The following is an 11,591-nucleotide window of genomic DNA, read 5'->3' on the forward strand; positions in this document are numbered from 1 at the left end:
TTGCCTCGAGCTTCCTTCAGATTCCACGTCACCATGGACACCCTTGCTTTTGGCTATGTACTTACCGCTACAAGGTCGTACTCGGGACTTTCACCCGTTAGAGTTCGCCCATGCTGGGCGAACAAAAGGAGGAACTGCTGTTTTGACAGTTCCTTTTCCTCAGCGCTTTAATCCATGATTTAACACTATGCGCGCAGCCATTTAATAATTTCGCCTGGCGTTGCGTTTTTCCCGTACAATAAAATACCGACCTTGAAGATTTTTCCTGCTAGCTTCATAAAGAACCAAACACTCAAAATTAAAATTACAATGGCGATGATGACTTCCATCCATGGCCACTCTTCTAATAAAGTCAGGCGTAGAATGAGCACCCCAGGGCTAGTAAAAGGGATGTAGCTACCAATTTGAGCAAATAAGCCACTCGGGTCGCTTAAAATCGGACCAATAAAGATCGCCGGTGAAAATGGCAGCATCATAACCATCCCTTGGAAATTGCCTGCTGTCCCAATGTCTTCCATCGTCGCGCCAATACCTACAAAAATGGCAGCAAACAACAAGAAGCCAAGGACCGCAATCGTAAGTAACACCACTAATTCCGGTACGAATAAATATTCTAGTATTGGTAAATCAAATCTTCCAATTAAGAATGGTAGGATAACAATAATTGAAACGATGGACTGAATCACACCTAAGACAAAATAGCCGACAATTTTTCCTTGCATTAATTCAGAAGGTGTTAAAGAGGATAATATAATTTCTGCCAGTTTATCCTTCTTCTCCTGAGAGGCACTTTGGAAAATCGCCATACCCGTGAATACAATGGAAATCATGATAAATCCAGCAAATGCTCCGGGCACAAGCCGTTCCATGAAATTCCCACTATCTGAGGCTCCTAGTTCTTCGCCTTCCGTAGCCCCGAATTCTTCTTCAGCAATCGTTTCATCCATAAATGTGACACCACGTAAAAAAGGGGCTAACTCTTCTACAGACAAATCAAGCGTTTCCAACTGTTTAGCTTGAATTGGCGGGGCTAAAACTTGAAGCTGATTATGAAAGAATACATCGATTTCCTCACTCGTATAAACAGAAACCACACCTTCATTGATTCCTCGCTCATCAATAAAAATAAAGGCCGTGTCTTCTCTGGTCGTTAACTCCTCTAACACCTCTGCTTCTGTCACGCCCGTTTGAGCCATGTCCCAATTTAATTCACTTTCACTTGCTGCTGCTTCTAGTTCATTGAAGATTCCCACTTGATCATTGACCAAAACGTGAGTCATTCTTTCATCATTTGAACTACCAAATAAGCTACCTAAAAACATAAAGGCAATAAAAATAATCGGAGTGGATAATAACCCAATTAGGTAGGTTTTATTTTTCATATTTCTTTTAATCTCCCATCTAGCAACCTTCCACGTGTTATGCATCCATCTCACCTGCCTCCATCATTAAATTTTTTCCATTGGCCACATCAATAAATATTTCATGAAGTGTAATTCGATCAAAGACTAATTCTTGAATAGACACGTCATCGGGTAAGTTTTTTAGCCATGTTGCTGGATGAACATGTTTGGATAAATAGAGAATTGACGTATTATCATTTTGCTTCATCCGTTCCACATCTGGTAACCCTTCTAACATCGAACGCTCATTATGACCTCTAATCGTACATTTGAAGTTGGCATACTCCATTTTCACCTCATCCATCGTGCCATAGATGACTTTTTGCCCTTTAGAAATCATAAACAACCGATCGGCCATTTCTTCTACTAAATTCATCTGATGGGATGATAATAAAATTGCCGTTCCTTGTTTGGCTAATTGACGAATTTCGTCTTTAAATAACTCCTGACTTACCGGGTCCAATCCTGAAAATGGCTCATCTAAAATTAAGAGTTCAGGCTCATGAAGGATCGAAGCGATAAATTGTACCTTTTGCCCCATCCCTTTTGATAGCTCTTCTACTAACACATTCTCTTTTCCTTCAAGATCAAATTTTTTCAAGTATTCTAATGCGCGCTGCTTGGCTTTTTTTAGCGGGTAATCTTTCAGGTCGGCCAAATATAAAAGGATATCCATGACCTTTACATTTTTATATAATCCACGTTCTTCAGGTAAATAACCAATTTTATTCCGTGGGACACCCTGATGATGTCGAAATGAGATCTCTCCCTCATCCGGATACATAATCCCCATTATATTTCGTATCGTCGTTGATTTCCCTGCACCATTTGGCCCAAGGATCGCCATAATCTCTCCCTTATGTACATCAAACGAAATTTCGTGAAGAACTTTCTTGTCCTTAAAATATTTTCCGATCTTGTTCACTGAAATCATCGATTCCATTTTCTCGACCCCTTTCTATTTTTATAGATTCATATACACATACGTGATAAATGGGCAAAAGGTTTCAAATGAAACAAGGAATGCGCTTTATTTCTATTCTATATCTTCTCTCGCCTGTTCTATTTCAAATTACTTCAATAACTAATGCCATGAATCCAATAGGCGGATAAAATGTTTAGTTCTATTTATTATACCGATATGAAAAAACAATCCAGCCCATTAACAGAAATCGTTCGTCTTCAACGTTTACTTCACTAGAGTTTAGACTTAACGAACGTACCCCTGTAAGATCCCGTTCGACCTCCCCTATGAGTTCACCGTCTTTTAGAACTTCTAAACGTGATCGAATCGTTCTTGCGCGAAATTCATAAACATGTTCACCGATTTCTAGGACCGTATGCTCCAGCAACTTTTTAACGTGTTCTGATTTAAGGTCACTTCTGATTGTTGCTACCACTGTATTACTTTGCCAAATTGTGTAACGGGCATTTCCTTTCCAGTTCTCTTCACTGGTAACGGTAAACGTGCGACCGTCTTTAAATTGAAATGCCAATTGTAAAAACCATAGTCCGGGTGTACGCATTAGATCAGCTACAATTTTATAATAGCTCTTGTTGTAAACTCGGTTGTATGTAGCTACTAATTCCTCTCCTTGAAAGATCTTCTTTTCTCCAGTGAGCCATTTGTCTTTCAATGACGTTGTCCATTGTCTACTTGACTGGAGTGGAGTATAAACAGCATCTTTATGCTTTTGCCTAATACTAATCCAAAGAAATAGTGGAGCAGCGCCCAAGAAAATAAATGTCAGTTGAAGCTGCGAGGCTTCATATTCTCCTAGGATTGCCCACCTAAGACCAATCCCTGTTAATGCTACAAAAAATAAAGCAATCAATTTTGTCATACTATTTCCCTCCATTTGGTTTAGTATTATAAAGAGAGGTTTTGTTCTTTATGTAACGGCATCCAATTAGACTAGCAAATCAGCAATCCATTAAGGGAAATTCGTCTTCAATTATTTAATTCAGCATTCCTATCCCATTTTTCAACAATCTCTCCATTCTTGTCGTACCCTACAGCGTTTTTAACTTCAGAAAAAAACATTTCGACATCTATTGTTAAGGACGGTGGGAATTCTGTTATAAACGTATTATTCTTTGCACCAATTTCTTGTATCTCTCCATTTTTATAATGAATCTCAAACTTTTCTATCTCATGTTCATCTGTTGTAATCGCACCATGAATAATATTACCGATACCTTCAAAATGGTTAGCCGTGACTAAAAAAGGCAGGCCGGATTCTGTTGAAAATGTCATTCCAACACTTTGGTTATTGTTATATTTGTATTTTCCATTCTCATATTGATAGACACCTAAAATATGCTGTGTTTGGTCCAAATAATAAACTAATTGATTTTCTTCATCTTGGTTAATGACCTGAATAGGTGTTTTCCACTGACTTTGAACAGCTTCTTCAAGACTTGGGTACCCAGTGTTACAACCCGATAGAATTAATAAAAAAGTAACAAATACTAAGATTAACCTCATAAGTTTCACTCCTCAATTATAATAATGTCACTTCCTCTAAAACTCTAAAAACAATCTCAAAGAATTAAAGAATTTTATTAAACCACCACACAAAAAGAAAGATACTCGCTATCCCCCAACCCAGTGGTTGCTACTATCCACCAAACGGCTGATTCGGTAGTGAACTTTTTCTTACTTGCCATCTTTCTTTTAATAAAAGGAAGAACAACAAATCCGATCATAATAAAACCAATGAGACCAACCGTAAGCCCAAATAACAGTCCACTCTATCTTCCCTTTATTAAAAAAGAATTCTCCAACCTAGTTCTTCAAATTTTCATTCCACTCCTCAGCTAACATACCGTAAACAATATGATCTACATAATGGTCATATAACCATTCGGATTGTCTGATGCAGCCTTCGTTTTTAAAGCCTATCCTCTCTGGAACGGCCCTGCTCTTCCTATTTTCAACGGCAACTCTAATTTCAACTTTATTTAATCCTAATTGATTAAAAGCATAATCAATCAACGTTTTTGATACATTAGTAATAATTCCGTTTCCTTGGTATTCTCGACCAATCCAATAGCCAATTTGGGCCGTTTTATTTGACTGATTTATCGTATTAAAACCTGCTACACCAACAATTTCGCCATTGTATAAAATAGCTGTATTCATGCTTTTCCCTTCAGCAAACCCCTTCAAAGACATTCGAATAAAGCCTTCTGTGTCCTGGACGGTTTTTGTCATATCCAACCAAGGAAGCCACTCTCGTAAATAGTCTCTGGATCTATCTGTTAATTCAAAAACTCTCTCGGCATCCTTCATTTCTAATATTTTCAAAGAAGTGCGATTATCAACTCTATGTAAAAACATACTCTTCCTCCTGAATGGTATTTTTTGTATCTTACCATAGCCTGCAAAAATAGTTACCTATTATATTAAAATTACTGTGCTCTAATTTAAAACAAAAGCTTCCCTGCTACCGTTGAAGAAAAGCTACCAGTTTAATTTGATTTATAATGCGTGCGGAATTCTGCATTTACTATTTCTAGAGGTGACAGTGGGGCTGACCCACGATGCGCGTTCCTTATCATTGCGCATCAATAGGCTAAGCGGACTGAGAGGACGCTATTTGTGGCAAATCCCATCATTTCACGGTCGAAACGGACTGAGAGGCCCTTATCTAGCAAAATAGCGATGATTTTCACTAGTTTTATAGAAAATAAGATCCTCTCAGTCCGCAAACACCTCTATAATGGCCGTTTTTACCGAAATAAGGGCCTCTCAGTCCGCCAAACTCCCACCCCTCATGCCAGCGCATTCCAAACGACAGCTTCTTCTCTTTTGCTCCTTTCTTTCTTGTTCAGCTCATAAAAAAAGAGAGGAACTGCCAAAGTAACAGTTCCTCTCTTAATTAAATGCCTTTCTCTTACTTAATCATCGATTTAATTAAAGACATCAATGATGATGGTGGTGCTCGGCTGCCATGGCTATTTCTTTCGTCTCGTGAACGGTGCCAAATGGATGCTCAGGCGGGGCATAGATGGAGTACACTTTTAGTGGTGTATTCCCCGTGTTTGTCAGATTGTGCCATTTTCCAGCAGGGACCATGATCGCAAAGTCTGCGAACGCTTCTTTTTGAAAGTCTAAATGGTCTCTGCTGTCACCCATTTGTACAAGTCCTTGCCCTTCTTCGATCCGAATGAATTGGTCAACATCCGGATGACTCTCTAAACCGATGTCCTCTCCCACTTCGATACTCATTAACGTGACTTGCAAGTGTTTTCCTGTCCATAACGCTGTACGGAACGTTTCGTTTTCCTTCGTCACCTCTTCAATATCAACGACAAATGGTTGTGAACCATAATCTTTTAATTGATTTAAAACAACAAGGCGCGATGCGTTTTCTTGTTCACTAGTCAGCGCTTGCATAAAGGCATTTCGAATGTGAGGGTACGGTGAAGCCGAACCACTTCTACTATAGTGTTCATACCCTTCAACTTCAGCTTGGTAAGCTTTTTGTAACCCTTCACGGTAACTTTGGAAAGGAACGCTTTCGATTTGGTACACAGGCTCTCTTCCTGTAAAAGAATAATAGAGATGAGTTAATTGATTCAACTGTCCTTTTTTGCTTTCTAATGAATGTAAAAGGTCTGTTCTATGTTTTTGATTGGGCGCTGCTTCAGCAAGTCGCATATAAAGATCAATAGCTGCAGCTTCTCTTTTAATTCCAGCAAGTACGTCCTCTGCCGCTTGATAATCCGGTCCTTGGCTCCCTCTTTGCATGCCGTTAGACGATTGATACATGTGACCATTCGGATAATAAGGGTATGAATAGGTTTGAGGCATATAATACACGTATGTTCATTCCTTTCAAAATTGATCCAATTCTCAAGTTATCATATGCCTATATTCAAAAAAGGTACTACGGATCACTCATTTATTTTTCAATTAAAAATAAGAGGTTCATCTACATCTGCTAAATAATTCACACATCGTGACCCATTCAAATATTCCACATATAGTTTTGGACAGTTTATTACTTCAACCTCATTTCAGGCCATTGAGAAACCGATTTACTATCCCTAACAACTCTTGTTTTCGGACCGGTTTGGGTACGTGTTCATCGCAACCGCTTTCGAGCGTCTTCAGGCGGTCTTCTTCTAACGCATAAGCCGTCAGCGCAATAATCGGAACGGGTGTGAGCTGATTTTCTTTTTCGAACTGCCTTATGGTCCTTGTCGCTTCATAGCCGTCCATGATCGGCATTTGAATATCCATTAGCACGAGCGAATAATATGGTATTTTTTGTTCCGTTCGTTCACATGCATTCCTATACTTTTCTACCGCTTCTTTTCCGTTGTTTGCTATATCTATTTGCACATTCGAATGTTTAAAATACGCCTGTATTAATAACTGATTTTCCTCGGTATCTTCAACTAACAAAATATGTTTTCTCGGTGCGTTTTTCCGTTGATTTCGATCATCTATAGTCATCGTTTCCGTTTTTTGACCTGCGGAAAAATTCAATGGTATTTCTTTTTGCTGGTCTAGCGTTTTTTCAAAAGGTATGTAAGGAATTTCAAAGCCAAACGTACTGCCAACCCCTAACTTACTTGTTACAAAAATAGTCCCGTCCATTAACTCGATTATTTTTTTCGAGATTGTCAGCCCAAGCCCTGTTCCACCAAACTTTTTCGTCGGTTTAAGTGAAGCTTGCATAAAGGCGTTGAAAATGTTTTCTAAATCCTCTTCAGCAATACCAACTCCGGTATCCATTATGGTAAAGCGGATCTTTGCGTTCTCTATGATTTCGTATTGAAGTCGAATATAACCCTCATTCGTGAACTTAATTGCATTTCCTATTAAATTGACGAGCACTTGTTTTAACCGATGAGGATCCACTAGAACAACATGATTTTGTGTCGGGTCCATTTTCGGATCAATTAAAAAGTTCAATCCTTTTTTCTCAGCTAAAACTTGATACGTTTCTCCAACTTCTTGTACTACCTTTTGTAAATCGATTCCTTGTCGGTCTAGCTCAATCGTATTCGATTCGATTTTCGATAAGTCTAAAATATCATTGATAATGTTTAAGAGAGAACGACTGCTGTTTTGGATGATGTCTAAATATTTTTTTTGCTCTTCTGTTGCCATCTCTTGGACAAGTTCCGTCATTCCGATCACGGCGTTCATAGGCGTTCGGATTTCGTGACTCATATTGGCGAGGAATTGACTTTTGGCCTGGCTAGCTGCTTCAGCCTTTTCTTTTGCACAAATTAATTCTTGTTCCATCTGTTTCCGGTGCGTAATATCACGATACGTCCCTGAGATTAGAAGTGGTGAACCATCTTCCCCCCATGCGGATACACGTCCATGATCTGCTACCCATATCCAGTGACCGTCTTTATGTTTCATTCGTACTTCTAATTCATAAAAATCGATCGCTTTCGAAAAATGTTGGGTTAAGAGCTCTTCACTTTTCCTCAAATCTTCTGGATGAACAAAACGTTTCCATGTCTCTAATGTCGTTGGTGAAAGTTCTTCCAGCGTGTACCCGATAATTTCGGCCCAGCGCTCATTATAGAATGTTTCGCCTGTTTTAATATTCCATTCCCAAGTACCCGCATTCGTTCCAACAATAATATCATTGAGACGACGCCTTTTTTGGTCTAAAGCATCCTCTACTGTCTTAAGATGGGTCTGGTCAAACATATACCCTCGAATCGTTTCAACTCGACCTTGTTTATTGCGAATAAGCTTTGTAAAATCATGGATCCAAAGATATTGTCCTTCTTTTGTCCGGATCCGATAGGACTGCTCGTACTGATCGATTTTATTTTTGATGTTAAAAGCGACTTCAATCCCTATCCGTTCTCGATCATCAGGATGAATTAATGCAGCATACGTGAAGTTTTGTTCCATCATCTCTTCTGGAGAATAACCTAATAATGCTGAAACATTTGGTGACACATATTCAACCGGCCAGCTGTCAGCCATTTTCCAAACAAAGGTTACAACGGGCCCTTCCGTGAAAAGGTTCCGCTCCTCTACCAGCTTTAAACGATTTTGTGTAAAGTAAAAAATAAGAAATATAATCACTTGAGTTGCTGCGAAATTAATGACATTTCCTACGACATCTTCTTTAATGTAAGAATAAGAAGATCCTGCTTCGACAAGCAAAATATAGCCAAAGATCACGCCGAGCAATATCGTATTTAATAGTAAAGAGAAATAAAAAAGCTTTGTATCGAAGAATAGTATAGAAATGACAGGTAGAAAACAAATTAAAATTAAGATTGACGACGTTTCTGGATATAAAAAGAAAATGGTGTAGAAATAAACAAACGCCGTTATAATCATTATTTTTCGAAACGCATGTGTCTCAAACTTCGGATAAAGCAATAAACAAATAGCTATTATAATAACTAGAGCGATATGTAATAAGTATCCGAAATCCCATTCCCCATACCGTGGATTAGACGAGAACAATCCAATATTCATGAGAACGATCATAATAAAAATCGAAATATAATACCGTTTTTTAATGACTTGATTATATAATTCCTTCATATGTACTCCTATCCATTACGAATGCAACTAAACTCGTATACTACCAAATTAACCTAGTATAAAAGTAACATTTTCCAGAATTAAAAATAATCAGCAGATTCCCTGATATTTCAACTTGAAGTAACAAAAGTAGGAGAATAAGGTTGAGAACGAATCAGCCCTTAAAAATAAAACAACTCCCCTCAATGGAGTTCTGTTCTTTTTACATTTTCTATTTCATATGGTTAATGTTGAAAAGATTTAAGGGGGATTAATGATGAGGCAGCACGTTCAAGAGGCAACTTCCCACCTGATTGAAAAGCTTCGCGGGATGCAATCTAACGATGGGTCTTGGCGCTTTTGCTTTGAAGGCGGCCCATTAACAGATGCGTATATGATTATTCTGTTAAGAACTCTAGAGCAAGATGATGAATGGCTGATTCAACAGCTTGTTACGCGGATTTTATCCATCCAGCAGCCAAATGGGTCTTGGAAACTGTTTCACGATGAAGAGGAAGGCAATCTTTCTGCAACGGTTGAAGCTTATTACGGCTTGTTGTTCTCTCATTATATGGACCCCGACTCTGCTGAAATGCAGCAAGCGAAACAATATATTATCGAACATGGCGGGTTGACAAAGACGAATAGTTTAACGAAAGCGCTGCTCGCTGTAACTGGGCACATTCCTTGGCCCAAGCACTTACAACTACCGATTGAAGGCTTTCTGCTTCCACGCACTTCTCCTATTCACTTTTATCAATTGGTCGGTTATACGAGAGTTCATCTAACGCCTGTTCTCATTTCTTCAAACCTTAATTTTTCCTATAAAACGAGCCATACTCCTGATTTATCTGAGTTAATTAATACACGTTTACCGATTGATCTCAAGTTTCATACAGGCGACGAAAAATTGATTTTAAATACTTTATTTGAACAAATCGGACCTCTTTTAATGAAGCCAAAGGAAAGTCGACAATTAGCTTTGAAAAAAGCAGAACGGTTTATGCTCGAGCGGATTGAACCAGACGGATTACTGTATAATTACTTTGGAGCTACCTTTTTTATGATCTTTGCTTTGCTTAGCCTCGGCTACAAGAAAAATCACCCCTTCATCCAAAACGCACTGCATGGACTCCGCAACCAACTTTGTCTGACGAATGATTTTCACCACATCGAATATTGTCCATCGACCGTCTGGGATACGGCATTACTTAGCCATGGTTTACAACAGGCCGGTGTACCTGAAACGGATCCCTTGATACAGAATGCGATGACCTATCTTTTGTCGCGGCAACATCTGGAATTTGCGGATTGGGCATTAAACAATCCTGATACACTTCCAGGAGGCTGGGGGTTTTCTGACTTTAATACACTGGAGCCTGATGTCGATGATACGACCGTTTCACTCCGGGCGATAAGAGCAACTGTTAGTCACCATCCTGCACTTCGAAATAGCTGGAACCGCGGGCTGAACTGGGTGTTATCGATGCAAAACGATGACGGGGGCTGGTCCGCTTTTGAAAAAAATTTAGATCATCCACTAATTGCGCAATTACCTTTTAAGGATGCCTATCGAGTTCTGCTAGACCCTTCTACAGCAGATTTAACGGGAAGAACACTTGAATTTCTAGGCAATGATGCAAATTTACGGTTACCCCATGCAGCGATTGAAAAAGCGACACAATGGTTAGTAAGGAACCAAGAAGAAAATGGCTCATGGTATGGTCGTTGGGGAATTTGCTACATTTACGGAACGTGGGCGGCCATCACGGGTCTTCTAGCGAGTGGAACGGAACCGTCTTCTGCTCCGGTTCGAAAAGGCGTTAACTGGTTACTTTCCGTACAAAATACAGATGGCGGCTGGGGAGAATCGTGCTATAGCGACATTCAAAAACGATATGTCCCCCTTGGAGCTAGCACCCCCTCTCAAACCGCTTGGGCCTTAGATGCGCTAATCACAGCGCACGATCAGCCAACGAATGAAATCAATAAAGGCATGACCTACTTAATTCAATCGTTTACTCAATCGGATTGGACCACTAAATATCCGACAGGAGGTGGCATTCCAGAAGTCTTTTACATTCACTATCACAGCTATAAATATATATGGCCCCTGCTAACAATGAGTCATTATTTTAGGAAGTATTAAGTATATAATAACTGTAAAAAGATGTACTTACACGAAAGAGGCAGCATTGAAAAAAAGACGTAATGTCCTGTATAAAACTGATGAAGGACATTATCAGGCAGAACTGCTCTTCTACTTTCTTCCACAAAAGTGATATAGGATCTCAAAAACGATGACAACATACCCGCTAACAAATACCGCTTTACGATACGCTCTCCTATAAATTTAGCACTCAAACCTTAAACAAATTAGCACTATTATTAGCATACAAAAATGCACAGGTAAATTAATTATCTGTGCATTTTTCTACTAATATTTTCTTTTCTTATTGAACTAACGCTCTCCGTTAGTTCAATTAATTGTATAGAACAATTTTGTTTTTAGTAATTAAAATTTGGTAACTTTTATTTTGTTTCCTATACTATTTAATTCTACAATCCCACCAATTGGGAATGTAAAAATTGGTTGTGTATGCCCAAAATCAACATCGTACAGAACTGGAATTAGTTTCAATAAAGGATGTTTATCAAGGATGTAT

The 11,591-nt window shown here is 38.9% G+C and carries 8 protein-coding genes and 1 pseudogene; 1 reads left to right on the forward strand and 8 read right to left on the reverse strand.

What is annotated here, in order from left to right:
* Positions 1-185: 185 nt before the first annotated feature.
* The 7 genes from ACNSTQ_RS22585 to ACNSTQ_RS22615 all read right to left on the reverse strand — a co-directional run bounded on the left by ACNSTQ_RS22585 (position 186) and on the right by ACNSTQ_RS22615 (position 8,946).
* Positions 186-1,427, reverse strand: coding sequence for an ABC transporter permease (locus ACNSTQ_RS22585; protein ID WP_418202000.1), 1,242 nt, complete (start codon positions 1,425-1,427; stop codon positions 186-188).
* A complete protein-coding gene (locus ACNSTQ_RS22590) occupies positions 1,420-2,346 on the reverse strand; it encodes an ABC transporter ATP-binding protein (RefSeq protein WP_418202001.1) in 927 nt (308 codons plus the stop codon). Before ACNSTQ_RS22590 ends, ACNSTQ_RS22585 begins: the two co-directional genes overlap by 8 nt.
* Before the next feature lie 181 nt (positions 2,347-2,527).
* Positions 2,528-3,247: a hypothetical protein gene (locus ACNSTQ_RS22595; protein WP_418202002.1), complete on the reverse strand. Its 720-nt coding sequence runs from the start codon at positions 3,245-3,247 to the stop codon at positions 2,528-2,530.
* Positions 3,248-3,354: 107 nt separating this feature from the next.
* Complete coding sequence (locus ACNSTQ_RS22600) at positions 3,355-3,891, reverse strand: hypothetical protein (protein ID WP_418202003.1); 537 nt, start codon at positions 3,889-3,891, stop codon at positions 3,355-3,357.
* Positions 3,892-4,191: 300 nt separating this feature from the next.
* On the reverse strand, positions 4,192-4,746 hold the full coding sequence (locus ACNSTQ_RS22605) for a GNAT family N-acetyltransferase (RefSeq protein ID WP_418202004.1): 555 nt from the start codon (positions 4,744-4,746) through the stop codon (positions 4,192-4,194).
* 585 nt (positions 4,747-5,331) lie between these two features.
* Entirely contained in the window at positions 5,332-6,222 is an 891-nt protein-coding gene (locus ACNSTQ_RS22610; protein ID WP_418202007.1) for a cupin domain-containing protein, read from the reverse strand.
* 201 nt (positions 6,223-6,423) lie between these two features.
* Positions 6,424-8,946, reverse strand: coding sequence for a PAS domain-containing protein (locus ACNSTQ_RS22615; RefSeq protein WP_418202005.1), 2,523 nt, complete (start codon positions 8,944-8,946; stop codon positions 6,424-6,426).
* A 256-nt stretch (positions 8,947-9,202) separates the two neighbouring features.
* Here ACNSTQ_RS22615 and ACNSTQ_RS22620 point away from each other — a divergent pair, with 256 nt between their 5' ends.
* Entirely contained in the window at positions 9,203-11,074 is a 1,872-nt protein-coding gene (locus ACNSTQ_RS22620) for a prenyltransferase/squalene oxidase repeat-containing protein (protein ID WP_418202006.1), read from the forward strand.
* A gap of 366 nt (positions 11,075-11,440) precedes the next feature.
* Here ACNSTQ_RS22620 and ACNSTQ_RS22625 read toward each other — a convergent pair.
* Positions 11,441-11,591 (reverse strand): annotated as a pseudogene (locus tag ACNSTQ_RS22625) (LD-carboxypeptidase); the annotation flags it as partial.

The sequence above is a fragment of the Alkalihalobacterium sp. APHAB7 genome (genome assembly GCF_048323755.1).
Taxonomy (GTDB): Bacteria; Bacillota; Bacilli; order Bacillales; family Bacillaceae_F; genus Alkalihalobacterium.